This is a genomic window from Ciceribacter sp. RN22 (assembly GCF_024054295.1).
Lineage (GTDB): Bacteria > Pseudomonadota > Alphaproteobacteria > Rhizobiales > Rhizobiaceae > Allorhizobium > Allorhizobium lividum.
Genome location: NZ_JAMXLD010000002.1, coordinates 623,700 through 650,589, shown reverse-complemented (window position 1 = coordinate 650,589; position 26,890 = coordinate 623,700). Strand labels below are relative to the sequence as shown.

The window sequence follows — 26,890 nt, the reverse complement described above, 5'->3', positions numbered from 1 at the left end:
ATCATGCTGCTGATCAAATGCCCCTATTGTGAAGAAGAGCGCTCCGAGCTCGAATTCCGCGGCGCCGGCGAGGCCCACATCGTGCGCCCCGCCAACATCGCCGAGATCTCCGACGAGGAATTCGCCGAGTACTTCTTCCTGCGCGACAACCCGAAGGGCCTCATCTTTGAACGCTGGCGCCACATCCACGGTTGCGGCCGCTTCTTCAACGCGGTGCGCGACACCGTGAGCGACAAGTTCCTGATGACCTACAAGGCCGGCGAGCCGAAGCCCGACGTCGCCGCCGTTCTCAACAGCCAAGACAAGGGAGCTGCCAAATGAGCGGCGCCAACCGTATTCCCGGCAAGGGTCGCCTCACGCCGGCCAGAACCGCGCGCTTCACCATCGACGGCCGAAGCCTGACGGCGATCGAAGGCGACACCGTCGCCTCCGCGATGCTCGCCAACGGCATGCATCTCGCCGGCCGTTCCTTCAAGTATCACCGTCCGCGCGGCATCCTGACCGCCGGCCCGGAAGAGCCGAATGCGTTGCTCGACGTCAGCCGTGACGCGGCGCGCCGCCAGCCGAACGTGCGTGCGACGGTGCAGGAAGTCTTCGACGGCATGAAGATCGGCACGCAGAACCGCTGGCCGAGCCTTGCCTTCGATATCGGCGAAATCAACGACTTCGCCTCGCCGTTCTTCGCCGCCGGCTTCTACTACAAGACGTTCATGTGGCCGAAGAGCTTCTGGCATTCGGTCTATGAACCCTTCATCCGTCGTGCCGCCGGTCTCGGGGTTGCGCCGAAAGAGGCCGATCCGGATCACTATTCCAGTCGTTACGCCCACTGCGACGTTCTCGTCGTCGGCGGCGGGGCGGCCGGTCTTGCTGCAGCCCTTTCGGCTGCCGAGGCAGGGGCCAAGGTGATCGTCTGCGACGAACAACCGGAAGTCGGCGGTGCCTTCCACTACGACACCGCCGCAACCGTTGACGGGCAGAACGGCTACGACTGGGCGCAGTCCGTCGCGGCGAAGCTCGCCTCGATGCCGAACGTTCGCCTTCTCACCCGTACCACCGCCTTCGGTTACTACAACCACAATTTCGTGGCACTGGCCGAGCGCGTGACCGACCACCTCGCGAAGCCCGCCAAGGGCCTTCCGCGCGAGCGTCTGTGGCAGGTTCGCGCCAAGCGCGTGGTGCTCGCCACCGGCTCGATCGAGCGGCACATGGTGTTCGCCAACAACGACCGCCCGGGCATCATGCTGGCGGCCGCGGGGCGCACCTATCTGAACCACTTCGGCGTTTCCGTCGGTGCCAAGGTCGGCGTCTATACCGCCCATGATTCCGCCTACGAAGCCGCTTTCGACCTGAAGCGCGCCGGCGTTTCCGTCGTCGCGATCGTCGACTGCCGCGAAAAGCCCGGCGAAAAGGTTCTGGCGGAAGCCCGCTCGCTCGGCATCGACGTGCTGCTCGGCCACGGCGTCGTGGATACCGCCGGCCGCCTCCGGATCAAGTCGATGACCGTTCGCCGCAATGGCGGCGGTGCGTCGCGCAAGATCGAGGTCGATGCGCTTCTCGTTTCGGCCGGCTGGACGCCGTCGGTGCATCTGTTCTCGCAGTCGCGCGGCAAGCTCAGGTTCGACGCCGAAAACGACCGTTTCCTGCCGGATGTCTATGCGCAGGAATGCGTCAGCGTCGGCACCTGCAACGGCACCGACGACCTGCAGGCGATCCTCGACGAGGCATCCTCGGCCGGTGCGGCAATGGCCGTGGCGGCAGGTGCCACCGGAACCACGGCGGTGCAGTTCTCGGGCAGCAACGCCTTCGACTGGACCGGCGGCATGATCGGCGCTGCGGAAGGGGCGGGGCCGGACACCACCATCAAGGCCTTCATCGACTTCCAGCACGACGTCTGCGCCAAGGATATCCGCCTTGCCGTGCGCGAGGGCATGCACTCGATCGAGCACATCAAGCGCTTCACCACCAACGGCATGGCGTCCGACCAGGGCAAGCTTTCCAACATGCACGGCCTGGCGATCGCGGCCGAAATGCTCGGCCGGCCGATCCCACAGGTGGGCCTCACCACCTTCCGCGCGCCCTATACGCCGGTGACCTTCGGCACGTTGATCAACCACTCCCGCGGCGATCTCTTCGATCCGACCCGCAAGACGCCGATGCATTTCTTCGAAGCGGCGCAAGGCGCCGAGTTTGAGGATGTCGGCAACTGGAAGCGCGCCTGGTACTATCCCCGGGCGGGCGAGGACATGCACCAGGCGGTCAACCGTGAGTGCAAGACGGTTCGCGATGTCGCGGGCGTCTTCGATGCGTCCACGCTCGGCAAGATCGAGGTCGTCGGCCCCGATGCCGCGACCTTCCTCAACCTTCTCTACACGAATGCCTGGGACACGCTGAAACCGGGCAAGGCCCGCTACGGCATCATGACCCGCGAAGACGGCTTCGTCTATGACGACGGCGTCGTCGGCCGCATCGCCGAGGACCGCTTCCACGTCACGACGACGACCGGCGGTGCGCCGCGCGTCCTCCAGCACATGGAAGACTATCTGCAGACGGAGTTCCCGCACCTCAAGGTCTGGCTCACCTCGACCACCGAACAGTGGGCGGTGATTGCGGTGCAGGGGCCGAAGGCGCGCGATATCATCGCGCCGTTCGTCGAGGGCATCGACATCTCGAATGAAGCCTTCCCGCACATGAGCGTCGCCGAAGGCAAGTTCTGCGGCGTGCCGACCCGCCTCTTCCGCGTCTCCTTCACGGGCGAACTCGGCTTCGAAATCAACGTGCCGGCCGATTACGGCGCGTCAGTCCTGGAAGCCGTCTGGAACCGGGCGGAAAGCATGGGGGCTTGCCTCTACGGTACCGAGACCATGCACGTCCTGCGCGCCGAGAAGGGCTACATCATCGTCGGTCAGGACACCGACGGGACGCTCACCCCGGACGATGCCGGTCTCGCATGGGCCGTCTCCAAGAAGAAGACGGATTTCGTCGGCATCCGCGGCCTCAAGCGTCCGGACCTCGTCAAGGAAGGCCGCAAGCAGCTTGTCGGCCTTCTGACGAAGGACCCGAACACGGTGCTGGAGGAAGGCGCGCAGATCGTCGCCGATCCGAACCAGCCGAAGCCGATGACCATGCTCGGCCATGTCACCTCCTCCTACTGGTCGCCGAATGCCGGCCGGTCGATCGCGATCGCGATGGTGGCGGGCGGGCGCAACCGTATGGGTGAAACGCTCTATGTCCCGATGGCCGACAAGACCATCGCCGTCGAAGTGACGGACATGGTGTTCTTTGACAAGGAAGGGGTACGCATCCATGGCTGATCTCATGGCGGCATCTCGGAAATCGGTGCTGGAAGGCGCCCATGGCGGCTCGACGGTCGTCCGGTTGACCCCGGCGGCTCCGGCGGAACGCATCTCGCTGCGGGCGGGAGCGGATGCCGTGGCCGGCCTGTCGAAGGCACTCGGCGTCAAGCTCCCGGTCAAGCCGAAGACCTCGGCCTCGGCCAAGGGTCGCACGGCCCTCTGGCTCGGGCCGGACGAATGGCTGGTGATCGACGAGCAGGGCGGCGACCTGATGGCCGCCTGCGCCGGCGCGGGCGTGGTGCATGCCTCGACCGACGTCTCCCATCGCAACACGGCAATCATCGTTTCCGGGCCGGGTGCGGAAAACACGGTGAATGCCGGCTGCCCGCTCGACCTGTCGCTCGGGGCGTTCCCGGTGGGTGCTGCCGCACGCACGGTGCTCGGCAAAATCGAGATCGTGCTCTATCGCGTCGACGAGGAAACCTTCCGCGTCGAATGCTGGCGGTCTTTCGCTGAGTATGCCTTCGGGCTTCTCGCCGAAGCGGCTGAAGACGCTGCCGCCTGACGAAAATGGGGCAGGCCGTTCAGAGGCCTGCCCAGCCCTTCCATTTCACCCAGCGGCCGTGGAAATCGGCTCGCCCGATCTCTTGGCGTTCGCCTGAGGGCCAGATTTCGAGCGTCAAAGCCGCCCCGTCTGCCTTGCCGTCGGCTTCGAGCTGCAGGCGGGCGAGCGGGGCCTCGTCCGAGGCTTCCTGTCCCGCGTGCCGGATCAACGCCTCGCCTTCTTCCCTCAATGCGTCGGGCAGGTACTGCCAGGCAATGGTGTGATAGATCACATGCACGGCGCCGCGGTGCGGGGTGGCCAGCCGCCGTCGCAGCCAGTCGATGGCGTCGGCGCGCTCGACCGTGAGGTCGTCGCTGCGGGCGATCTCGAGGGCGTTGCGCGTGCGTTCCAGCCGATCCTTCTGGTCTGCCCAGATGTAGGAGGATAGCCGCAGCCGGTCCTCGGCAGAGGAGGGATCGAGCGGGTTGAGATCACAGCCCGCTCTTTCGCGGACGGCAAGATCGGCCGATGGCGGCGGCGGACCTTGCCAGTCCGGTTCGAGTACGACCGTCGAGTCCGGGCCCCAGACGGAATCGCCGAGACGGTAATGGTAACGATCCCATTGCAGGTTCAGCCCGGCGCTCGCCCCGACCTCGGAGAGGACGAGCGGTTTGTGCGTCACGGCGGCGATGGTCAGGAAGCCTGGCAGCAGCGCGGCCGAGCGGCGAACCTCGTTGGTCTGCGGGGCAGATTTCAGCCGCTCCAGAATGAACGCTTCATGTTCGCGGAAGGCCGCTCTGCAGGCCTGCCAGAACAAATCATCATCGACAGTGTTGGGCGGGTAAGCTGCGGCGAGGGAGGGAGCCAGACCGGAGAGCACCAGCGCGTGCAGGGAACCGGCAAGACGCAATGCGAGTGCATCGCCGGTGCTCGCCGGATCTCCTGTCCATCTGAGGACGTGCCTTCCGACTGCAGTGTCATCCTCCAACCGCGCGGCGGCGATTCTGCAAAGTCGTGCGGTGAAGGGCGAACCGAGGTCGTCGCAGGATTGCGCCTGGCGCAGGAAGGCGTGTCTCACGATCTCGGTCTTTTCCATCGTCATACTCCCTGCGGTCGGTCCTTCGGATCGAACTGTACAATGGTGATCCAGGTGGCGGTCAACGCCGGTTTGCGTTCGTTCTCGATCTCGATGCTGATGTCATAGGTCGTCATCATCATGCCGGCGCCGCGGAAGCGCGCCTCGGTCAGGACGAAATGGCCGCGGATCCGTTTGCCGCATTTGACCGGCGACATGAAGCGGATGCGGTCGAAGCCGTAGTTGATGCCCATGGTCTGCTCACGGATGACCGGCAGGCAGTTGTAGTTCATGGTCGAGAGCAGCGACAGCGTCAGGAAGCCGTGGGCGATCGTGCCGCCGAAGGGCGATTCGGCGGCGGCGCGCACGGGGTCCACGTGGATGAACTGGTGGTCGTTCGTCGCACCCGCAAAGGCGTCGATCATCGACTGGTCGACGGTGATCCAGTCCGACAGGCCGATTTCCTGGCCGACGAGTCCCGCAACATCCGAAAGCGAAATCTCACGTGGCATGGGTCCTCGCTGAATTTTCCATTGTCTGAAATGCCTTTGTCGTTTGAATGCGGGGGCGTGCTGCGCAGCCCTGAGTCGTCAGTATTTCCGTTCTGCAATTTCATAGCGTGCGGCCGGCATCAAACCAACGCCGGATATACGCTAGTATTCGATGAACAACGCCACTGTTCGCGGCTGCAGCATGATAGAGGCGAGCTTTTCGCCCGAAAACGGGTTGTGCCAGGCAAGGTCGGTCGTCTGCGGCAGCACGAAATGACGCGACCGCTGCGCCCGGTTGAAGAGGATGGCGATACGGACATCGTGCCCGGTTTCCCGGTCGAAGGTCTTCAGGATCATGGTGAGCGTCGCACCTTCCGCCTCTTCCCAGTCGGGTATGGTGTTCGGCTCGCCGGCGGCGTTCATCCACTCGACATCACCGTTCTCGCCGGTGAAGAAGCCTGTGCGGGAAAAGATGTCGAAGCGCTTGCGTAGCGCAGAGGCCACGGCGGTGTGGTTGACGAGGCCGCGATCCATCGCCTGCCAGTCGATCCAGGTGAGCTCGTTGTCCTGGCAATAGGCATTGTTGTTGCCGCGCTGGCTTCTTCCGCCCTCGTCGCCGGCCGTCAGCATGATCGTGCCGCGCATGGAGAACAGCGTCGAGATGAGCGCGGCCACATCGTGGCGGCGGCGCTGTGCGATCTCGGGATCGTCGGTCGCGCCCTCGGCCCCATTGTTCCAGGAAAAGTTCTCGTCGTGGCCGTCGTGGTTGTTCTCGCCGTTGCGGCCGTTGCGCTTGTGCGTGTGGGAAACGAGATCGAAAAGCGTGAAGCCGTCATGGGCGGCGACGAAGTTGACGGTGCGCGACATCGTCTCGCCATGGCGGGCGAGAACGTCCTGCGAGCCGGCCAGTGCCGTCGCAAAGGCGCCGCGCATATGGTCGTCTCCCCGCCAGAAGCGCCGGACCGTGTCGCGCGCCCGGTCGTTCCATTCGAGGAAGGGCTGCGGAAAATTGCCGAGCTGGTAGCCGCCCGGGCCGACATCCCACGGCTCGGCGATCAGGACCCGGTCGGCAAGCACGTCGTCGCAGGCGATGGCGTGCAGCGTGCGGGCCGTGGTGTGGAAACCGCGCGCGGTGCGGCCGAGGATGGGGGCGAGGTCGAACCGGAAGCCGTCGACGCCGGCATGCAGCACGAAGTGGCGCAGGCTGTCGAGGATCAGCCGACGAACGTAGACATGGTCGCAGGCAAGCGTGTTGCCGCAGCCGGTGTCGTTGACGAGAACGCCCGGATTGTCCGGCAGGTGACGATAGCAGGAGAGATTGTCGAGGCCGCGCAGCGAGAGCGTGCCGCCGTGCCGGTCGCCTTCTCCCGTATGGTTGAAGACGACGTCGAGGATGACGTCGATCCCTTCTGCATGGAGCGCGGCGACGGTGTCGCGGAGCTCCGCCACTCCCCCCGGCGCGAGCCGCGGATCGATCACCATCAGGGTAATAGGATTGTAGCCCCAGCCGTTGACGAGGCCGAGAGGGCCCAGATGACGCTCGTCGAGCCAGGCGACGATCGGCATCAGCTCAACCGCGTCGACTTTCAGCTCTTTCAGATGTGAGAGGACGGCGGGATGCGCAAGTGCGGCAATCGTCCCGCGCTGGTGCTCCGGCACGTCCGGGTGAAGCATCGTGAAGGCCTTGACCGGAACCTCGTAGATCAGGCCACCGGGCGCGAAGAGCGGCGGCTTGCGAGTGGCTGCCACGTCCTCGGTTACGATCGCCTTCGGGACGAGCGAATCGGTGTTCTCACCGAAGATGCCGAGGCGAGGGTCCTGTCTGAACGGCCGGTCGATCTCTTTTGCATAGGGATCGACCAGGAGCTTCGACGGGTCGAACCAGTAGCCCTGGTCGGGAGTATAGCGTCCGTGGGCGCGGTAGCCGTAGCGGACGCCCGGCCGGACGCCCTCCACGTGCAGGCGATGATGCCCGTTCTGGTCGCGCGTCATCGGCAGGCGACAGATTTCCATGTCGCCCGCCGAGTCGAAAAGGCACAGTTCCACGAGTTCCGCATGGTGCGACCACACGGCGAAATCGCATCCCTTCGCCGTCAGTGCGACGCCACCGGTCGGAAAGCTGGTCATCGGTCTTCGCCTCAGGTGATGACGGTCGGGGCGTCGCGTCCGGTGCGTACCCGGATGTCGGCAAGGGTCTCGGCCGCAGCGATCAGGTCGGCGAGAGCCGCCTGGGTTTCAAGATTGTGGCGATTGGCGTCTGGCTCGTAGCGTTCGATGTAGACGCGCAGGGTGGCACCCGAGGTGCCGGTTCCCGAGAGGCGGAAGACGACGCGCGAGCCGCCCTCGAACAGCACGCGAATGCCCTGGTTTTTCGAAACGGAATTGTCGACCGGATCGTGATAGGCGAAGTCGTCGGCTGTCGCGACGGTGAGATCACCGATCTTCGTTCCGGGAAGCGAGGGCAGTTTCTCGCGCAGCGCCGCCATCAACCCGTTGGCAGCGTCGGAATCGACGCCTTCGTAGTCATGGCGGGAATAGTAGTTGCGGCCGTAGGTCGCCCAGTGCTGGGTCACGATGTCCTCGACGCTCTCGCCGCGCACCGCGAGGATGTTGAGCCAAAGCAGCACGGCCCAGAGGCCGTCCTTCTCACGCACGTGATCCGAGCCGGTGCCGGCGCTCTCCTCGCCGCAGATCGTAACCTTGCCCGCGTCGAGCAGATTGCCGAAGAACTTCCAGCCGGTCGGCGTCTCGTACATGCCGATGCCGCGTTTCTCGGCGACCTTATCGGCGGCGGTGCTGGTCGGCATCGAGCGGGCGATGCCGGCGATGCCTTTGGAATAGCCGGGGGCGAGCTGAGCATTGGCGGCAAGAACAGCGAGGCTGTCGGAGGGCGTGACGAAGATGCCGCGGCCGATGATCAGGTTTCGGTCGCCGTCGCCGTCGGAGGCGGCGCCGAAGTCGGGGGCGTCGTCGCCGCTCATCATCTCGTCGTAGAGCTCCTTGGCATGGACGAGATTCGGATCGGGGTGGTGGCCGCCGAAGTCCGGCAGCGGCGTGAAGTTGCGAACCGTGCCCTCGGGCGCGCCGAGCTGCCGCTCGATGATCTCCTTGGCGTAGGGGCCGGTGACCGCGCTCATGGCGTCGAAGACCATCTGGAAACCGAGGCCGAAGAGGTTGCGGATCGCCGGGAAGTCGAAGAGTTCTTCCATCAGTTCCGCATAGTCGGCAACCGGATCGATGATCTCGACGATCATGTCGCCGAGTGTAAGCGTGGCGATGGCGTCGAGGTCCAGATCCGGGGCGTCGAAGATCTTGTAGCTGTCGATGACTCTGGAGCGGGCATAGATCGCGTCGGTTATCTTTTCCGGCGCCGGCCCGCCGTTGCTCGTGTTGTACTTGATGCCGAAATCCTCGGTCGGGCCGCCGGGATTGTGGCTGGCCGAGAGGATGATGCCACCGAAGGCCTTGTACTTGCGGATGAGGTTCGAGGCCGCCGGCGTCGAAAGGATCCCGCCTTTGCCGACCATCACCTTGCCGAAGCCATTGGCGGCCGCCATCTTGATCGCGATCTGGATGACCTCACGGTTGAAGTAGCGCCCGTCGCCGCCGATGACCAGCGTCCTGCCCGCGAAGTCTTCGAGCGAGTCGAAGATCGACTGGATGAAGTTCTGCGCGTAGTTCTCCTGCTGGAAAACCGGAACCTTCTTGCGCAGGCCGGACGTGCCGGGCTTCTGGTCGTCGTAAGGTTTGGTTGCAATGGTTTTGATCATGTAATCAATGGCCTTTCGAAACGAGGCGTTGATAGAGGTCCGCATACCGCTCGGCGCTCTTGCCCCAGGATACGTCGGCTTTCATACCCTGCTTTTGAATCTGCGTCCAAAGTTTGGCGTCGCCGTAAAGCCGGATGGCACGGCGCAGGCCGTGCCGCAGCCCGTCGGCAGTGACCGGCGAGAATTGCACGCCTGTGGCAGCCCGCGCGCCGAGGGCTGCCTCGTTGGCATCGACGATCGTGTCGGCGAGCCCGCCGGTGCGGGCGACGACGGGCACGCAGCCGTAGCGCAGGGCGTAGAGCTGGGTGAGCCCGCAGGGCTCGAAGCGGGAGGGAACGAGGATCGCGTCGGCGCCGCCCTGCAGCAGATGGGACAGCTGCTCGTCATAGCCGATGATGACTCCGACGCGCCGGTTGTGGCGACCGGCCGCGGCGCGCATGGCTCCTTCGAGTGCTGCGTCCCCCGTGCCGAGAACGGCGAGCTTTCCTCCGGCGGCGACGATGTCGTCGACGACTTCCGCGAGGAGGTCCATGCCCTTCTGCCAGGTCAGCCGGGAGATCACACAGAAGATCGGGCCTTCATCGTCGTCCAGGCCGAAATGGCTTGCGACCGCGGCGCGGTTCGCCATCCGTTTGCGCAGGGCCGCCGCGGTGTAGTTTTCGACGAGCAGCGGATCGCTGGCCGGGTTCCAGACGGCGGCGTCTATGCCGTTGACGATGCCGTAGACATCCTCGGCGCGGCTCGCGATCACGCCTTCGAGGCCCATGCCGTATTCCGGGGTGAGGATCTCCTCGGCATAGGAGGGGCTGACCGTGGTGATTGCGGTGGCCGAGGTCAGGCCGCCCTTCAGGTAGCTCACGCGCCCGTAATATTCGAGCGATTCCATGTAGGCGCGGTCGGGAAGACCGAGTTGGGCGAAGAGCTCGGAGGAGAACTGGCCCTGGAACGCCATGTTGTGAATGGTGATCACCGACGGTGTCCCGGCAGTCGTCGAATGGCGCATGTAGAGCGGCGTCAGTGCCGCCTGCCAGTCGTGCGCATGCACGAGATCCGGCTGCCAGCCCTCGATTGCACCGGCGGCGATCTCGGCGCCGATCTTCGAGAGGAGGGCAAAGCGTTTCCAGTTGTCGCCGTAGTCCGCGCCGTTCTGGTCGATGTAAGGCCCGCCCATGCGATCGAACAGGGCAGGGGCGTCGAGCACGAGGAGATCGAGGCCTTCGTGCTCGACCTCCAGAACGCGCGCCTCGACGCCGAAGACGTCCGGCAGGTGTAGGCGTTCCTCGGCCTTGCCGATGACCCGCATGACTGCCGGATATCCCGGCACCAGCGTCTTCACCTCGATGTCGTGGGCCTTCAGCGCCAGCGGCAGGGCGCCGGCAACGTCGGCGAGCCCGCCGGTCTTGACCAGCGGGTAAATCTCGGAGGTAACCGAAAGAATTCTCATCAGGCTCCCGCTTCGAGTTTGTCCAGCATGGTCTGGGTGATCAGGCAGACGCCGTTTTCGGAGCGGCGGAAGCGTCGTGCGTCAAGCTCCGGGTCCTCGCCGACCACGAGGCCCTCGGGAATAACGACCCCATGATCGATGATGACGTTGGTGAGCCGCGCATGGCGACCGATTACCACCCGCGGCAATATGATCGCACCTTCGAGGCGCGAATAGGAATTGGCGCGCACACCGGTGAAGAGAAGGCTCTTGTGGAGCGAGGAACCGGAAATGATGCAGTCGCCCGAAACCAGAGACGAGATGGCGGAGCCGCGGCGTCCCTCGTCGTCGTGCACGAACTTGGCGGGCGGCGTCACCTCGGCATAGCTCCAGATCGGCCAGGACTTGTCGTAGATGTCGAGTTCCGGAACCACGTCGGTGAGATCGATATTCGCCTGCCAGTAGGCGTCGATCGTTCCGACATCGCGCCAGTAGGGCGTATGCTCGCCTTCCGAGCGCACGCAGGAGCGCGCAAAGCGATGGGCGACGGCCTTACCGTTCTCGACGATGTAGGGAATGATGTCCTTGCCGAAGTCGCGGCTCGATTTCGGGTCCTCGGCGTCTCGCCGCAGGCATTCCATCAGGAAGCGGGTGTGGAAGACGTAGATGCCCATTGAGGCGAGCGAGAAATCCTCCTTGCCGGGAATGCCGGGCGGATCGGCCGGCTTCTCGATGAAGGCGATGATCTCGTCCTTCTCGTTGACGTGCATGACCCCGAAGGCGCTCGCCTCCGAGCGCGGCACTTCGAGGCAGCCGATCGTGACGTCGGCCCCGGAATCGACGTGCTGCTGCAGCATCAGCTCGTAGTCCATCTTGTAGATGTGGTCGCCGGCAAGGATCACCATGTATTCCGGGCCGTAGGGCTCGATGATGTCGATGTTCTGGTAGACCGCGTCGGCCGTCCCTTCATACCACTGCGTCTCGGAGACGCGCTGGCTCGCAGGGAGGATGTCGAAGCTCTCGTTTCGTTCCGGGCGGAAGAAGTTCCAGCCTCGCTGCAGATGGCGAATCAGCGAATGCGCCTTGTACTGGGTGGCGACCCCGATGCGGCGGATACCGGAATTCAGCGCGTTAGAGAGCGCGAAGTCGATGATGCGGGTCTTCCCCCCGAAATAAACGGCTGGCTTGGCGCGCCGATCGGTCAGTTCCTTGAGGCGGCTCCCCCGTCCGCCGGCAAGGACATAGGCCATCGCGTCGCGTGCCAGAGGTTGTATTCTTCTTTCCTGCATGGTTCCCCTCCCGCGTCAGTTTTCTGGTTCGAGCATGATGACGGCGAGCGGCGGCAGCGAAAGCGAGGCCGCGATCCGCCCATCCGGTCCGCGCTCGGCGGTCACCCTGCCGCCGTTCCCCTTGCCGCTGCCGCCGTAGATCTCGGCGTCCGTATTCACGATCTCGCGCCACCGCCCGGCGATCGGCAGCGGCACGGAAAAACGTTCGTGATAGACCGGCGTCAGGTTCGAGACGACGGCGACCGGCTTCTCGCCCGGCACCTTGCGCAGCCAGGCGAAGACGGAGCGGTCCTGATCGTCGGCGATCAGCCATTCGAAGCCGTCGCCCTCGCAGTCGTGCGCATGCAGCGCCGGCTTGGAGCGATAGGTCAGGTTGAGGTCGCGAACGAGGCGCCGCATGCCTTCGTGGAGGGCATATTGCAGCAGGTTCCAGTCGAGGGCGCGCGCCTCGCTCCATTCGCTCCACTGGGCGAACTCCTGGCCCATGAAGAGGAGCTTCTTGCCGGGATAGCCCCACATGAAGGCGTAGTAGGCGCGCAGGTTGGCGAATTTCTGCCAGTCGTCACCCGGCATCTTGGCGATCATCGAGCCTTTGCCGTGCACCACCTCGTCGTGGGAGATGGGCAGCACGAAATTTTCCGAGAAGGCGTAGAGCAGGCCGAAGGTGATTTCCTGATGGTGGAACCTGCGATGCACCGGATCACGCGAGAAATAGCTCAGCGTGTCGTGCATGAAACCCATGTTCCACTTGAAGCCGAAGCCGAGCCCGCCTTCATGCACCGGCTGTGAGACCTTCGGCCAGGATGTGGACTCTTCCGCAATCGTCATCACTTCCGGATGGCTGCCGTAGAGATGTGTGTTCATCTTCTGGAGGAAGCGCACCGCCTCCAGGTTCTCGCGGCCGCCGTATTCGTTCGGGATCCACTCACCTTCCTTGCGGGAGTAGTCGAGATAGAGCATCGAGGCGACGGCATCGACGCGAAGTCCGTCGAGATGGAATTTCTCCGCCCAGTAGAGGGCGTTGTTTATGAGGTAGGACAGCACCTCGATGCGGCCGAAATTGTAGATCGCGGTGTTCCAGTCGGGATGGAAACCCTGCCGCGGGTCCTCGTGCTCGTAGAGCGCGGTGCCGTCGAACCAGCGAAGTCCGTGTTCGTCGGTGGGGAAATGGGCGGGCACCCAGTCGAGGATGACGCCGAGCCCCACCTTATGGCAGCCGTTGACGAAGCGGGCGAAGCCCTCCGGTTCCCCGAACCGTGCGGTCGGCGCGTAAAGCCCCGTCGTCTGGTATCCCCAGGAAGGGTCGTAGGGATGTTCCGTGACCGGCAGAAACTCGATGTGGGTGAAGCCCATGTCGACGCAGTAGGGGATCAGCCGGTCGGCGAGTTCGTCCCAGCTCAGCATGCCCCCGTCGTCGCGCCGTTGCCAGGAGCCCGCATGCACCTCGTAGATGCTCATCGGCTGGCGTCGCTTGTCGACGGATGCCCAATGCTTGCGGTGCGGCTCGTCCTCCCAGGTCTGGTCGAGTTCGGCGGCCGTGATCGAGGCGTTCTTCGGGCGCAGTTCCGTCTTTCGGGCGTAAGGGTCGGCTTTGAGCGGCAGAAGTTCGTCGTTCTTGCCGATGATCTCGAACTTGTAGGCCGATCCGGGCCGGACGTCTGGCGCGAATATCTCCCATATCCCGGTGTCGCGGCGTAACCGCATCACGTGCCGGCGGCCGTCCCAGTCGTTGAAATCCCCGACCACGGAAACCCGTCGCGCATTCGGCGCCCAGACGGCGAAGTGGAAACCGTCGACCCCCTGATGGCGTATCGGATGGGCACCCATCTTGTCGAACAGGCGCAGATGCGACCCCTCTCGCAGGAAGTAGTCGTCCATGGGGCCGAGCACCGGCCAGAAGCTATAGGGATCGGTGACCATCCATTCGGCATCGCCGCGGGTGGCACGATAGCGAATGGGCTGGAACGTTATGATCGAAACGGGGCCGTCAAAAAAGCCCGCCGGATGCAGGCAGGCCAGAGTTCCGATCGGCGTACCGTCGAGCGCGAAAGCCTCGATCGTCTCCGCCCCCGGCACAAAACAGCGGGCCCGGAAACCGGAGCCGGAGTCGTGTACGCCGAGAACGGCGAAAGGATCCATGTGTTGCCCGTTGACGATGGCCGCGATGTCGGCGGCGGATGGCTGCTCCGTCTGGCCGGTCTTTCCGGCCTTTTTCGGCGCTTTCGTCATCAGGCTCTCCAGATGTCGGCGCTGTACTGTCTGATCGTGCGGTCGGAAGAGAACCAGCCCATCCGGGCCGTATTGCGGATCGTCTTGGAATACCAGGCGGAAGCATCCGTCCAGATCGAGTCGACCTGGCGCTGCGCCTTCGCGTAGGCGTCAAAGTCGGCAGCCACCATGAACCAGTCGTGCTGGAAGAGGCCGTCCACGAGGCCTGAGAAGCGGTCACGGTCATCGGGCGAGAAGACGCCTGCCGAAATCGCCGAGAGGGCCTGGGCCAGTTCGGGTGACGATTCGATGATCGCCCTCGGATCGTGTCCGTCGGAGCGGGCGGCCGCGACTTCCTCGGCGGTCATTCCGAAGATCACGATATTCTCCTCCCCGACATGTTCGAGCATCTCGACATTGGCGCCGTCGAGCGTGCCGATTGTCAGTGCCCCGTTCAACGCGAACTTCATGTTTCCGGTTCCCGAAGCCTCCATGCCGGCGGTCGAGATCTGCTCGGAGAGGTCTGCGGCCGGCACCATGATCTCCGCCAGCGAGACGTTGTAGTTCGGGATGAAGACCACCTTCAGGAGGCCGCGTACCGAAGGGTCGTTGTTGATCACCCGCGCCACGTCGTTGGCGAGCTTGATGATCAGCTTGGCGTTGTGATAGCTCGGTGCCGCCTTGCCGGCGAGCAGCTTCACCCGCGGCACCCAGTCCCGCTCGGGATGGGAGCGGATCTGGTCGTAGAGCGAGATCGCCTCGATGATGTTGAGGAGCTGCCGCTTGTATTCGTGGATGCGCTTGATCTGGATGTCGAAGAGGGCCGAGGGGTCGATGCGGATCCCCATGCGGCTTAGCACCAGATTGGAAAGCCGCTCCTTGTTGGCGCGCTTGATTGCCGCGAATTTCTCCTGGAAGGCGGGATCGTCGGCGAAGTTGTCGAGCGGGCGGAGCTTCTCGACATCGTCCTTGAAATCGGGGCCGATCGCTTCCGTGACGAGGTCGGTCAGCCCGGGATTGCACTGCATCAGCCAGCGGCGCGGCGTGATGCCGTTCGTCTTGTTGTTGATGCGGTCCGGAAAGAGCTTGTGAAGGTCGGCAAACACCGTCTGCTTCATGAGGTCGGTGTGAAGCGCGGAGACGCCGTTGACACTGTGCGAGCCCATGAAGGCGAGATTGCCCATCCGCACGCGACGGCTGCCGCTCTCTTCGATCAGAGAGATGTGGGCAATCTCCTGATCGCCGAAATGCCGGCTGCGGCGGGCATCGAGCAGTACCTTGGCGTTGATCTCGTAGACGAGCTGCATGTGGCGCGGCAAGAGGCGCTCGAAGAGCGGCACGGGCCAGCTTTCCAGCGCCTCGGGCAGCAGCGTGTGGTTGGTATAGGAGAAGGTCCGCCAGGTGATGTCCCAAGCCTGGTCGAAGTCGAGCCCGTGCATGTCGCAGAGAAGGCGCATCAGTTCGACGACCGAGACCGCCGGGTGGGTGTCGTTCAATTGGATCGCCACCTTGTCCGGCAGAGAGGCGAGTGCATTGCCCTGCTGCAGGTGCCGCCGCAGGATGTCCTGCAGGGAGGCGGAGCAGAAGAAATATTCCTGGCGCAGGCGCAGTTCCTGCCCGGCCGGCGTTGCGTCGGCGGGATAGAGCACGCGCGTCAGCGTTTCGGCCTTGTTGCTCTCGCGCAGCGCGCCGATGTGGTCGCCGGCGTTGAAGGCGTCGAGAAGGATCGGGTCGATCGGCTGGGCGGACCAGAGGCGCAGCGTGTTGACGCGGGCGCCACGCCAGCCGACGACCGGCGTGTCGTAGCCGGTCGCAATAACCCGCTCGGCGGGTTTCCAGACATAGCGGCGCGGCTCGTCGGGACCGCCGTTCGTCTCCACCGCACCGCCGAATCCGATTTCGTAGGAGCTTTCGCGGCGTTCGAATTCCCACGGGTTGCCGTGGGCGAGCCAGGTCTCGGGAAGCTCGACCTGCCAGCCGTCGGCCATCTGCTGGCGGAAGAGACCGTGGACGTAGCGGATGCCGTAGCCGTAGGCGGGAATGCCGACGGTCGCCATGGATTCCATGAAGCAGGCGGCGAGCCGACCGAGGCCGCCATTGCCGAGAGCCGCATCCGGCTCCAGTTCGGCGATGACGTCGAGATTGACGCCGAGCGAGACGAGCGCCTGGCGGACTTCGTCCATCAGTCCGAGATTAGAGACCGCATCGCGCATCAGGCGGCCGATCAGGAACTCCAGCGAGAGATAGTAGACCCGCTTGCCGTTCGTCCTGTAGGCCTCCCGCGTGGAGTCCATCCACTTGTCGATGATGCGCCCGCGGATCGCCAGAATGGTCGCGGTCAGCCAGTCGTGCGGGGTGGCAACCTTGGCGTCCTTGCCGATTCCGTAAGTCAGGTGCTCGATGATTTCCGCGGCAAGAACGTCGGGGCTGGAAATGCGGGGTTTCGGTTGCAGCAGATCGGCATTGCCTTTGGGCTTCGTCATGTCTTCGCCAGCACTTCTTTCGTTGCGTCGGAACGTTGCGCGGGGCGGCAACCACGCGTGGTTGCCGATACCAGTTTACGCATCGTTCTCAAGCACGTGCAACAGACGAATTCCGCAGGTGCGAAAATGGCCGCCGCATCTGTCCGTGAGCAGATGACGGTTTTTCGATCTGACAAAAGACAAGAACCGCGTCGTTTCCGGCGCGGTTCCACGGATGTGCCGGTTTTCTGGTTGCGGTCTAATTGGTCAGTCGCGTCATTGACTCGGTCGCCTTCTCGCCGATCTCCTTGAATGCGGCGACCAGGTCGGCGGCATTCTGGGCGTCGAAGTAATGCGAGGTGTCCGTCGCGCAATACTGCAAGAGGGCCTGGCCACGTTCGGGTGCCATGAAGGCGATCGTGTAGATCTCGATGCCCGCAGTCTTCGCCGAGTCGCAGGTCTTCTTCGTCGCGGTGTCTGCGCTGGTATAGTTGTTGTCGCCGTCAGTCATGAAGACGATGAACTTGCTCGGGCTCGTCTCGCCGTTCATCTTCTGATGGGCCGTATTCTCGGTGCTGCCGGCGAGCGCCTTGTAGGCCGTCGCCACGGCCGAGGACGAATCGGTGCCCCCCGTGGCCGTCAGCGCGTCGACATATTTGACCACGCTTGTCGTGCCCCAGGCGAACGAGGTCGGCGTCTGCATCGAACTGTTGTAGGAGACGGCGGCCGTACGGACATATTTGGCGTCCGGGTCGGCCGTGTCGAGCTGGTTGGCGAGATCCTTGACAGCCAGTTTCAGCGCTTCAATCTTGGTATAGTATTTCGTGCATGAATAGGCCCAGCCATACCGCGTATAGCACGTCGTGTCATAGGTCTCGCTCGTGTCCCAAGCCATCGAACCGGAGCGGTCGAGGACCATATACATTGAAAGCGGGTTCTTGGTATTGGCCGTGGCGCTCTGGGCCGAACTCGTGACGCTCACACGAACCGTCTCGTAACCGAGGAGGCGGGTGAGCGGGGTCATCGGCACGTCGTAGTAGCTGTTCACCGTAACGTCATAGATTTCGCCCGAGCCGTTCGGCGTGCGCTCGACCGTGCCGACGGCGGCTTCCTCGAGCTTCGCCTGCATCTCCTCTTCCGTCAGGCCGAGTTCGTCTGCACTCGGCGCGATGCTGTTGGCCGACTGCGCCGCTATGAACTTCTTGGCGAGTGCGATCGCCTCGGCGTCCGTGAGGCCCTTGCCCGACATCGCCGCCGCCGCGGCGAGGGCCGCGGAATCCGCCGCGTCCTGCAGGGCGCTCTTGACCTGGACGAGCTTCGTCAGGTCCATCGCCACACCCGCCGCAGCGAGTGAAACTGGAAGGAGCAGCGCGGTCATCACGCCGAAATTGCCACTGCGGTCCTTCAGGAAACGCAGGAAAGTACGCTCATTCTCACCGAGGCCGATCATCATGTTCTTCCATCGTAGAAGGGTGATGGAAAGCTAATAGACGGAAGACCTTCTCTTCGACTTAAACGAAACGGTAAAATTTTAGCGAATGCTCCTTTAGACGATTGTTCAAACGGCCGGATTCCGGAGCTTTCACACGTTTGCGGAACGCTCAGACGCAGGCACCGGGTGAGCGGTCAACGCCAAGCCGATGATCCGGCTGGACTTTTCGCAAGCGAGGGTGAAGCGGGGGCACTGCCGGCGCGCCAGTGCAAGAAAATGTTGGTCTAACTCGTCGGAACGACGTCCACCGCCTGAATCGTCTGCTGTCCGCCGTAACTCTTCAGAACGCCGATGACGGGCGCGACGTCGGCGTAGTCGCGTCCGTAGGCGACCACGACGTGATCGGTCCCGGCGGCGATGTCGTTGGTCGGATCGAGTTCGATCCATCCGGTGGCCTTGCCGCACCAGACGCGAACCCAGGCATGCATGGCGTCTGCACCTTCCAGCCGTTCCTGGCCCGGTGGCGGGATCGTCCGCAGGAAGCCGCTGACGTAGCCGGCGGGAATACCGAGGCTCCTGAGTGCGATGATCATCACGTGGGCGAAGTCCTGGCAGACGCCCCTTTTCAGCGCAAAGGCGTCCTTGGGCGGTGTATCGACCGTGGTGGCGTCCGGGTCGTAGCGGAAGTCGGCGTGGATCCTGGCGCAGAGGCTCTCGGCAAGCTGCCTCACCGTGCGGGTGCAGTCGAGGTCCGTCCGGGCATAGCCGGCAATCGTCGCCACTTCGGGCAGTCGCGGACTCGGCCCCAGGAAATGGTGCGGAGAATTCGCATCGAGCGACCACAGTGTCGTCAGTTCATCGGCGAGGCCGTCGAGGGTCGGGGAGAAATCGGCCTGGATCGGCTGGGCGTCGACAATCACTCTTGCCTGCATGCGGATGTCGAGCCGCGGATGGGGAGAGCGCAGTGCGATCGCTGTCGCCGGATGGCCGAAGAAGTCGACGAAACGTGTGGTTTCGTCCGGCGCCGGTTCGATCGTCACGGCTCCGGCGACAAGCCGCTGGCGGCCCGGAAGCGAAAGCGGTACGACCCGCAGGATGTGATGCGATCCGGAGGCCGGAACGTCATAGCGATAGCCCATGTGCAGCGAGAGATCGTATTGCATGGGCTATCCGAGATAGGTTTGGGCGAGCATGTCCGACAGCCTCTCCAGATCCCGCTCGAAATCGTGATAGAGGTTACTGCCCATCATGTCCGCGGTCATGACGGAGAGGCTCGACTGCAGACGCGTCGCCTCGCGCAGCAGCGGCGACATCTGGCCGTTCACGCGCGCGCCGGGGAGCTGTTCCATCTCGGCACGGATTTCGTTCAGCTGGAAGAGGATCGAGCGCGGATTCAACGGGTCCAGCGCCAGGAGGTCGGTGACGGTCAGGCGTGTGGTGCTGACATTGTAGCGGCGGCGATGGGTCATGACGTTGTCGCCGATTTCGAGCAGCATGTCGAAGGCGCCGTCCGGCGCGTCGTCGCCAGTCATGTGTCCGAGCAGGCGGGTCATGTGCAGGCCGCGCTCCAGGTAGCGGCCGATCGCGAGGAAGCGCCAGCCGGTGAAGCGGTACATGTTCTCGTGCACCAGTCCGGCGAAGCCCGCGAGCTTGCGCAGCAGGATGGTCATGGCGTGCGTCGCGTCGTCGCCGGCCTTTACATTCTCACGGAAACGCCGCGCCGTCTTCGCCAGATCGTTGAGCGCGAGCCAGCCGTCCGGCGAAAAACGGTCGCGGATGTTGCTTGCGGAATAGACGGCGCTGTCGACGTTGCCGACGAGGCTTTCCGGGACGCCACGGTCCATGGCGATGTCGAGCGTCGCGAGATAGCGCGCGACGTAGGCGAGCAGCGGCTGACCGGGATCGGCTGACTCGGCGAAACGGGCATGCCAGGCGCGGAGAATGCGCAATGCGCCTTCGGCCCGCTCGATGTAGCGGCCGAGCCAATAGAGGTTATCGGCCGCACGGCTCGGCAGGCTGCCCGGCGCGTTGCGTGGGACTTCCGTCTCGGTCGGAAGCAGCGTCGTTCGGGCGACCGGCTTGGCGCTGACGATCCAGACGTCGGCGGCACCGCCGCCCGACTGCATGGCGATCGCCGCGGCATCGCTGCCGTTGCCGATGCGGGCGAAGCCGCCCGGCATGATCTGCCAGCCGTCCCGTGTGCGGGCGGCATAGACGCGCAGACTCATCGGCCGCGGGGTGAGTTGTCCCGCGACCATGGCGGGCGTGGTTGAAAGCGTGACGGCTTCCTGGCCGACCAGCCGGGCGCCGTCGGAGGAGAGCCATTCCGTGATCGAGTGGCGGGCGCTGTTGCGCAGCGTCGAGCCGAGCACCGACTGGCCGTTGTCGTCGAAGAACGGAAGCCGCGAGAAGGCCGGGCCGATCACCATCCGGTCGATATTGGCGACGACATGGGCGCGCTCCGCCGTCTGGCCGCACCACCACGTCGCGATGGAGGGCAGGGCGAGATCCTCGCCCAGGAGCCGGCGGCAGATGCCGGGGATGAAGGCGAGCAGGGCGCGGGTTTCGAGGATCCCGGAGCCGAGCGCGTTGACGAAGGACACCGAACCGTTGCGCACAGCCTGTACCATCCCCGGCGTGCCGATGCGGGAATCCTGGTCGAGCTCCAGCGGGTCGGCGTAGGCTGCGTCAAGCCGACGCCAGAGCACGCTGACCGGCTTCAGTCCCGCGACGGTCCGCACCATCACGCGTCCGTCGACGATCGCGAGGTCCTCGCCTTCGAGGAGCATGATGCCGAGATAACGGGCGATGAAGGCGTGTTCGAAATAGGTCTCGTTCGCCGGTCCGGGGGTGAGCACCGCGACGCGATCCTCGGAGCCCCGCCGTTGCTCCATCAGGGCCTCGCGGAAGGCGCCGAAGAAGGAAGCGAGGCGATGCACGCGGGTTTCGCCGTAGAGTTCGGCGAAGGCGCGGCTCGCCGCGACGCGGTTTTCCAGGGCGAAACCGGCGCCGGAGGGGGCCTGGGTGCGGTCGGCGAGCACCCACCAGTTGCCGTCCGGGCCGCGGCCGATCTCGAAGGAGCAGAAGTGCAGGAAATGGCCGCTGGTCGGCCGCACGCCGACGAGCGGGCGCAGGAATTCCGCATTGCCGGCGATCAGCGCAGGCGGCAGGAAGCCTTCCTGCACGAGCCTGTTCTCGCCGTAGATGTCGGCGGTGATCGTCTCGAGCAGGTCGGCCCGCTGCACCAGTCCCGCGGCGATCGATTGCCATTCCTTCTCGTCGATCAGCACCGGGATGTGCGAGAAGGGCCAGGCGCGGTCGCTGCTGCCGGTCGCGCCATAGGCCCGGTAGAAGACCCCGGCATCCCGCAGGTAGCGGTCGGCGCGGGCGAAGCGTTCGTGCAGTTCATGATCCGGCATCGCGTCGATCGCCGCGACGAAGGAGCGCCAGACAGGACGGACATTGCCCGAGGGGTCGACCATTTCGTCGGCGACGCCCGGCAGTGGGTTGTATCCTGCCGTTCGTCCTGCTCTGGTGTCGTCTGCCGCAGCGTCGTCCGCGGCCGGAAGGCTGGTCATTTGTTTTCCAAGGTCCCCGGGCGCTCAGACGCTCCTTGTCCGTGCCTCGGCTATAGCCGAGACGGTCATCGCCGACAATCCGGCAGACAGTGCCTGCCGGAAAAGCCCGATGCAAGCCTCCCGGAGACGGTCACCGGTCTCGGGACCGGCCTCAGCTGCGACCGAATTCGTCGACGATGCGGATGATGTCGTCTTCGCCGAGATAGGAGCCGGTCTGGATCTCGATCATCTCGAGCAGGATCTTGCCGGGGTTTCCGAGCCGGTGGACAGCACCCTGCGGGATATAGATCGACTCGTTTTCGTGCAGGATCGTCACCTTGTCGTCGATCGTCACCTCGGCCGTGCCCTTGACGCAGATCCAGTGCTCGGAGCGGTGATAGTGCTTCTGCAGCGAGAGTTTCTTGCCGGGATGCACGAAGAGCCGCTTCACCTGGAAGCGCTCGCCGTTGAGGACCGAGGTGTAGCCGCCCCACGGGCGCAGCGAGGTCGGGTGGTTTTCCGTCAGGTGCGCCGTCTGCTTCTTCGCGGCGAGCGTCTTGACCAGATTGCCGACCTCCTGGCTTTCGTCGAGGCGTCCGACATAGACTGCGTCCTCACTCGCGATCACGGCGACGCCGTCCATCCCCTGGACCGCCAGATGGGCGTGGCGCGACATCACCAGCGAATTGCGGGTGTTGACGAGGGTGGCATTGCCGGCGACGACATTGCCGTCGGCATCGGCGTTGCCCAGCTTCCAGATCGCATCCCAGCTGCCGAGGTCTGACCAGGTGATCGGCGAGGGTACGACCGCGACGTTCGGCGCCTTTTCCATGACGGCATAATCGATCGATATGCTGGGGCTCTTGGCGAACCCGGCTGCACCGAGACGGACGAAGTCGAGGTCGGTCGTCGCCTCGGTGACGGCTTCCTCGGCTGCTGCCAGAACTTCGGGGGCGTGTTCGCGGAGCTCGGCGAGCATCTGTCCGGCCGTGCACATGAACATGCCGGAGTTCCAGAAGTGGCCGCCCGCCTCCAGCATCTTTTGGGCGTCTTCGAGCTTCGGCTTTTCGACGAAGCGCTTCACCGTGTGGGCGCCGCCCGGCAACGCCTTGCCCATCTCGATATAGCCATAGCCTGTCGCGGGTTCGGTCGGCGTGATGCCGAAGGTGACGATCTTGCCCTGGCGCGCCGTTTCCGCCGCCGTCTCGACGCAGCGCGTATAGGTTTCGTCGGCGAGGATTTCGTGGTCGGACGGCAGGATCTGTATCACCGCGTGATCGCCGAAATCACGACCGATGATGACGGCCGCAACTGCGATGGCCGCCGCCGTGTTGCGTGCCTCCGGCTCGAGGACGATGCCGGAGAGCGGTACGCCCAGTTCGCGGGCCTGCTCGGCAACGAGGAAACGGAACTCGTCGTTGGTGATGACCAGGGGCGGCTCATAGGTCTGCGTGTCGGCGACACGGTCCAGAGTTCCCTGGAACAAGGTCTTGTCGCCGATCAGCCGTATGAACTGCTTTGCGGCGGTCGCCCGGGACAACGGCCAGAGGCGGGTTCCCTTGCCACCGGCCATCACGACGGGAACGATCTTGTGGGTCATTGCTGCATTGCCTTTCGTTGGGCGGACGTCGAACGATTCTGCCGGACAGGCTTGTCATCGGCCGGGCGCCGACGCGATCTCGCCGGCGGGCGGGACCATGCGCGCCGATCCGGCGACTTCCGGTTTGTCGCATTTTTTCCCGGCCTGTCCAAGTCCGGGGGAGGCGGGAGAGCTATACATCCAAAAGGTGAACGGTTCTTTTGCTCTTTCTTTCGAACGCGGCTTGATCCTCGCCGACGGGTGGGGAAAGGTCTTCGGGATAGGACTTGTTCCGTTCCGCGGCGACTGGCCGCGCGCCCTTGAGGCAAAGGAGTGGCAGATGAGAGCGATGGTGCTTCATGCGCCGGGTGAGCGGCTGCGGCTCGAAGAGCGGCCGGATCTCGAACCCGGCGAGGGCGAGATCGTCGCAAGCGTTGAGGCATGCGCCGTGTGCCGGACGGATTTGCACGTCGTCGACGGCGATCTTACCCGGCCGAAACTTCCCCTGGTTCCGGGCCACGAGGTGGTCGGCATCGTCTCGAAGGTCGGCCCGGGCGTCCGGAACCTCTCGGTCGGCATGCGGATCGGCATTCCCTGGCTCGGGCACACCTGCGGCTGCTGTTCCTATTGCAGGGATGGGCGCGAGAACCTCTGCGACGATCCCGGCTTCACTGGCTACACCCGCGACGGAGGCTTTGCGACCGAGATCAGGGCGGACGCGGATTACTGCTTTCCGCTCGCCGGCTTCGACGATCCGGTGGCCGCCGCACCGCTGATGTGCGCCGGCCTGATCGGCTGGCGCTCGCTGAAGATGGCGGGGGAAGGAAGGCGCATTGGCATCTACGGCTTCGGCGCCGCCGCCCACATCATTGCGCAGGTCTGCCGCTATCAGGGGCGCGAGGTCTATGCGTTCACGCGCAGCGGCGACACACCCGCCCAACAGATGGCGCTGTCGCTCGGCGCCGTCTGGGCCGGCGGGTCGGACGAGGCTCCGCCCTGTCCTCTCGACGCTGCGATCATCTTTGCTCCGGTCGGCGACCTGGTGCCGGCTGCGCTCAGGGCGGTCGCTAAGGGTGGACGGGTGGTCTGCGGCGGTATCCACATGAGCGACATCCCGCAGTTTCCCTACGAGATCCTCTGGGGCGAGCGGCAGATCCTTTCGGTCGCCAATCTCACGCGCCGGGATGCCGTCGAGTTCCTCGACCTGGCGCCGCGGGCGGGCGTGAGGACGACGACGACGGTCTATCCTCTCGAGCGCGCCAACGAGGCGCTCGACGACCTCCGCGCCGGGCGGTTCCAGGGCGCGGCCGTTCTCGTGCCGTAGATCCGAGGCTGCGGGTCTATTGCTGCCAGTCCACTCGCAGCGGCGCGCGACTCTTTTCGTTCGCATGTTCGGCCACCTTGCGCAGCAGAGAGACGAACTGCTCGCGTTCGGCATGTTCGAGACCTGCCAGCAGTTCCTCCTGAAGCCGCCAGACGATCGGTCGGATCTTCTGTAACGTTTCCGTTCCGCCTTCCGTCAGATAGAGCCTGCGCGCGCGCCGGTCGTTCGGATTCGTTTCGCGACGAACCAGCTCTTTCTGCACCAGGCGGTCGATCACGCCGCCGATTGTCACCCGATCATAGGCGATGTGGCTTGCGACAGACGCCTGGTCGAGGCCCGGCATGGAGTTGATGGCGATCAGCGCGGCATATTGCACCGGCGTCAGATCAAAGCCTTCCTTGGACGTTTCTTCGACAAACAACGATACAGTAACCTGATTCAAGCGTCGAATCAGGTGCCCCGGCATTTCATAGATTTCAAGCATCTCGAAATTGTGCCCCCCACAGTTCGATTCCTTTCGTCTACCGTCATTTGGGAGAACAAAAAAGACCTGCCCGTGAGAGTTGACGATAGGACGTGTGCGCCCTTTCGCAAGACTTGACGTTTATCAGTTTCGGCACAATCTAAGGTATATTTTCGCGTACATTATGCCCCTTTTGATCGCTGAACGTATCACGCTGCGGCCTGCCTTTGTCTCCATTCGAGTTTGCTTTTGCGCCGGAGGCGTCGCTGGTGCATACCTCTATGCGCATCCGCCGGTGGCGGATCCATGTTCGAGGAGCAAGCGAAGACAGATGAAGGCATTGTTCGAGATCCCGGCATCGCCGCTCGTGCCGGTCGAGGGGGAGGAGGCCGGTTACCCCGTCCACCGGATTTTCTGTGTCGGCCGCAATTATGCGGCGCACGCTGCCGAGATGGGCGCCGAGGTCGACCGGGAGGAGCCGTTCTACTTCACCAAGCCGGCGAGCGCGATCGTGCTTTCCGGCGCTGAAATTCCCTATCCGCCGGGAACGAGCAACCTGCACCACGAGATGGAACTGGTGGTCGCGATCGGCGCGCCGCTGTTCAAGGCGGGCACAGAAGAGGCGGCGAAGGCGGTCTATGGCTTTGCTTGCGGCCTCGACATGACCCGGCGCGACCTGCAGCAGGCAGCCCGCGTCAAGCAGCGGCCGTGGGACCTCGGCAAGGCCTTCGAGAATTCGGCGGTGATCGGAAGGATCTCCAAGGCGGCGACGTTTGCCGGCATCGGCGACCAGCGCATTTGGTTGAAGGTCGGCGAGGAGCTGCGCCAGGACGGGCGGCTTTCGGAACTCGCCTGGTCCGTTCCGGAGCTGATCAGCCACCTGTCGCGGTACTACCACCTCAGGCAGGGAGATCTCCTCTATACGGGTACGCCCGCGGGAGTCGGTCCGGTGGTCGCCGGCGAGAGGATCACCGGCGGCATCGACGGGCTCGAACCAATCGAACTGTCGATCGGACCGGCCGAGTAATGCAACGGCCGGTTCCGCTCATGGTGGCGGGACCGGCCGGCGACATCGTCAGGCGGAGACGTATTTCCGCCAGTCGTGTTCTTCCCTGAAACCGAGCACCTCGCGGATCTTGCAATTGGAGATCGGCGCTTCGAAGCCCTCGATCTTGCGGGTGTGGGGCGTGCCGGGCGCCCAGCGCTTCAGGAACTCGGCGGTCGGCTCGTTTGCGGTGATCGTGTCGTTGACGGCGTTGAAGACCTGGTAGCCGAGCCCGTCCTTTTCCACGCACAGATGCACGATCTGGCCGAGGTCGCGGGCGTCGATATAGCTCCAGGCATTGCGCTTGCGCGACGGCGGATCGGCGATGAAGGCCGGGAACCGGTCGTATTCGTGCGGCTCGATGACGTTGCCGATGCGCAGCGCGTAGATGTCGGCGCCGGAACGCATCGCGAAGGCGCGGGCGGTCTTCTCGTTGACCACCTTGGAGAGGCCGTAGCTGTCCATCGGATCGACGTCGTAGTCTTCCTCGAGCGGAAACTGGTGGAAATCCTTGTCGCCCTCGGCGAAGCAGACCCCGTAGGTGGTTTCGCTGGAGGCGATGATGATCTTGCGGATGCCGAGTTTCACCGCCGCCTCGATGACGTTGTAGGTGGAGGCGACGTTGACCAGGAACGTCGTGTTGTCGGGTCGCATCAGAATGCGCGGTACTGCTGCGAAGTGTACCACCGCATCGACGGGCGCCGGCCCGTTGCCGGTCTCAAGGCCTTCGAAGCCGAAATGCATGGAGAGCGCGTTGAACACCTGGCTGCCGTCGTTGACGTCGGTGATGAGGGTGTTGACGCCCGGATGGTCGAGCGGCACCAGGTCGAGGTTCAGCACCTCGTGGCCCTTGTCGATGAGATAGGGGACGACGTGTCGGCCGGCCTTGCCGCTGCCGCCGGTGAAGACGATGCGTTTCGTCATGGGTTTTCCTC

At 64.3% G+C, this 26,890-nt stretch carries 19 protein-coding genes; 5 read left to right on the top strand and 14 right to left on the bottom strand.

The genetic code is table 11. From position 1 onward, the window contains the following. Positions 1 to 3 precede the first annotated feature (3 nt). From NHF53_RS18075 to NHF53_RS18065, 3 genes are read left to right on the top strand one after another with little or no spacing between them, the layout of a single operon-like run. A complete protein-coding gene (locus tag NHF53_RS18075; RefSeq protein ID WP_148657649.1) occupies positions 4 to 321 on the top strand; it encodes a sarcosine oxidase subunit delta in 318 nt (105 codons plus the stop codon). Beyond that, positions 318 to 3,311 (top strand): sarcosine oxidase subunit alpha, encoded by a 2,994-nt coding sequence (locus NHF53_RS18070; protein ID WP_252835454.1) that lies wholly within the window; start codon positions 318 to 320, stop codon positions 3,309 to 3,311. The genes NHF53_RS18075 and NHF53_RS18070 overlap by 4 nt, the downstream gene beginning before the upstream one ends. Beyond that, positions 3,304 to 3,858 (top strand): sarcosine oxidase subunit gamma, encoded by a 555-nt coding sequence (locus tag NHF53_RS18065; RefSeq protein ID WP_252835453.1) that lies wholly within the window; start codon positions 3,304 to 3,306, stop codon positions 3,856 to 3,858. The genes NHF53_RS18070 and NHF53_RS18065 overlap by 8 nt, the downstream gene beginning before the upstream one ends. Before the next feature lie 19 nt (positions 3,859 to 3,877). Here the strand turns inward: NHF53_RS18065 and NHF53_RS18060 are convergent, their stop codons facing one another. The 12 genes from NHF53_RS18060 to NHF53_RS18005 form a co-directional block, all read right to left on the bottom strand. After that, positions 3,878 to 4,939 carry a DUF2332 domain-containing protein gene (locus NHF53_RS18060; RefSeq protein ID WP_252835452.1) on the bottom strand — a complete coding sequence of 354 codons (1,062 nt, stop codon included), beginning with the start codon at positions 4,937 to 4,939 and terminating at the stop codon, positions 3,878 to 3,880. Then, a complete protein-coding gene (locus NHF53_RS18055) occupies positions 4,936 to 5,424 on the bottom strand; it encodes a MaoC family dehydratase (RefSeq protein WP_252835451.1) in 489 nt (162 codons plus the stop codon). The genes NHF53_RS18060 and NHF53_RS18055 overlap by 4 nt, the downstream gene beginning before the upstream one ends. Positions 5,425 to 5,565: 141 nt before the next feature. Next, entirely contained in the window at positions 5,566 to 7,530 is a 1,965-nt protein-coding gene (gene glgX, locus NHF53_RS18050; protein WP_252835450.1) for a glycogen debranching protein GlgX, read from the bottom strand. An 11-nt stretch (positions 7,531 to 7,541) separates the two neighbouring features. Further along, positions 7,542 to 9,173, bottom strand: coding sequence for an alpha-D-glucose phosphate-specific phosphoglucomutase (locus NHF53_RS18045; RefSeq protein WP_252835449.1), 1,632 nt, complete (start codon positions 9,171 to 9,173; stop codon positions 7,542 to 7,544). A gap of 4 nt (positions 9,174 to 9,177) precedes the next feature. Continuing rightward, positions 9,178 to 10,617, bottom strand: coding sequence for a glycogen synthase GlgA (glgA, locus tag NHF53_RS18040; RefSeq protein WP_114364266.1), 1,440 nt, complete (start codon positions 10,615 to 10,617; stop codon positions 9,178 to 9,180). After that, a complete protein-coding gene (gene glgC / locus NHF53_RS18035; RefSeq protein WP_114364265.1) occupies positions 10,617 to 11,885 on the bottom strand; it encodes a glucose-1-phosphate adenylyltransferase in 1,269 nt (422 codons plus the stop codon). Before glgC ends, glgA begins: the two co-directional genes overlap by 1 nt. 15 nt (positions 11,886 to 11,900) lie before the next feature. Further along, on the bottom strand, positions 11,901 to 14,114 hold the full coding sequence (glgB, locus tag NHF53_RS18030) for a 1,4-alpha-glucan branching protein GlgB (protein WP_252835448.1): 2,214 nt from the start codon (positions 14,112 to 14,114) through the stop codon (positions 11,901 to 11,903). Continuing rightward, complete coding sequence (locus NHF53_RS18025; protein ID WP_252835447.1) at positions 14,114 to 16,576, bottom strand: glycogen/starch/alpha-glucan phosphorylase; 2,463 nt, start codon at positions 16,574 to 16,576, stop codon at positions 14,114 to 14,116. Before NHF53_RS18025 ends, glgB begins: the two co-directional genes overlap by 1 nt. A gap of 238 nt (positions 16,577 to 16,814) precedes the next feature. Further along, entirely contained in the window at positions 16,815 to 18,008 is a 1,194-nt protein-coding gene (locus tag NHF53_RS18020) for a TadE/TadG family type IV pilus assembly protein (protein WP_308218681.1), read from the bottom strand. 263 nt (positions 18,009 to 18,271) lie between these two features. Next, positions 18,272 to 19,150: a transglutaminase family protein gene (locus tag NHF53_RS18015; protein WP_252835446.1), complete on the bottom strand. Its 879-nt coding sequence runs from the start codon at positions 19,148 to 19,150 to the stop codon at positions 18,272 to 18,274. A 3-nt stretch (positions 19,151 to 19,153) separates the two neighbouring features. Next, positions 19,154 to 21,565 carry a circularly permuted type 2 ATP-grasp protein gene (locus NHF53_RS18010; RefSeq protein WP_252835445.1) on the bottom strand — a complete coding sequence of 804 codons (2,412 nt, stop codon included), beginning with the start codon at positions 21,563 to 21,565 and terminating at the stop codon, positions 19,154 to 19,156. A gap of 151 nt (positions 21,566 to 21,716) precedes the next feature. Next, positions 21,717 to 23,144, bottom strand: coding sequence for a mannose-1-phosphate guanylyltransferase/mannose-6-phosphate isomerase (locus NHF53_RS18005; RefSeq protein ID WP_252835444.1), 1,428 nt, complete (start codon positions 23,142 to 23,144; stop codon positions 21,717 to 21,719). A 319-nt stretch (positions 23,145 to 23,463) separates the two neighbouring features. Here NHF53_RS18005 and NHF53_RS18000 point away from each other — a divergent pair, with 319 nt between their 5' ends. After that, positions 23,464 to 24,447 (top strand): zinc-dependent alcohol dehydrogenase family protein, encoded by a 984-nt coding sequence (locus NHF53_RS18000; RefSeq protein ID WP_252835443.1) that lies wholly within the window; start codon positions 23,464 to 23,466, stop codon positions 24,445 to 24,447. Positions 24,448 to 24,463: 16 nt separating this feature from the next. Here the strand turns inward: NHF53_RS18000 and NHF53_RS17995 are convergent, their stop codons facing one another. Next, the gene (locus tag NHF53_RS17995) at positions 24,464 to 24,931 is read right to left on the bottom strand and encodes a MarR family winged helix-turn-helix transcriptional regulator (protein ID WP_114364257.1); all 468 of its coding nucleotides are present in this window, start codon (positions 24,929 to 24,931) and stop codon (positions 24,464 to 24,466) included. A gap of 310 nt (positions 24,932 to 25,241) precedes the next feature. Here NHF53_RS17995 and NHF53_RS17990 point away from each other — a divergent pair, with 310 nt between their 5' ends. Next, entirely contained in the window at positions 25,242 to 25,937 is a 696-nt protein-coding gene (locus NHF53_RS17990; protein ID WP_252835442.1) for a fumarylacetoacetate hydrolase family protein, read from the top strand. Positions 25,938 to 25,985: 48 nt separating this feature from the next. Here the strand turns inward: NHF53_RS17990 and NHF53_RS17985 are convergent, their stop codons facing one another. After that, a complete protein-coding gene (locus NHF53_RS17985) occupies positions 25,986 to 26,879 on the bottom strand; it encodes an NAD(P)-dependent oxidoreductase (RefSeq protein ID WP_252835441.1) in 894 nt (297 codons plus the stop codon). Positions 26,880 to 26,890: the final 11 nt, after the last annotated feature.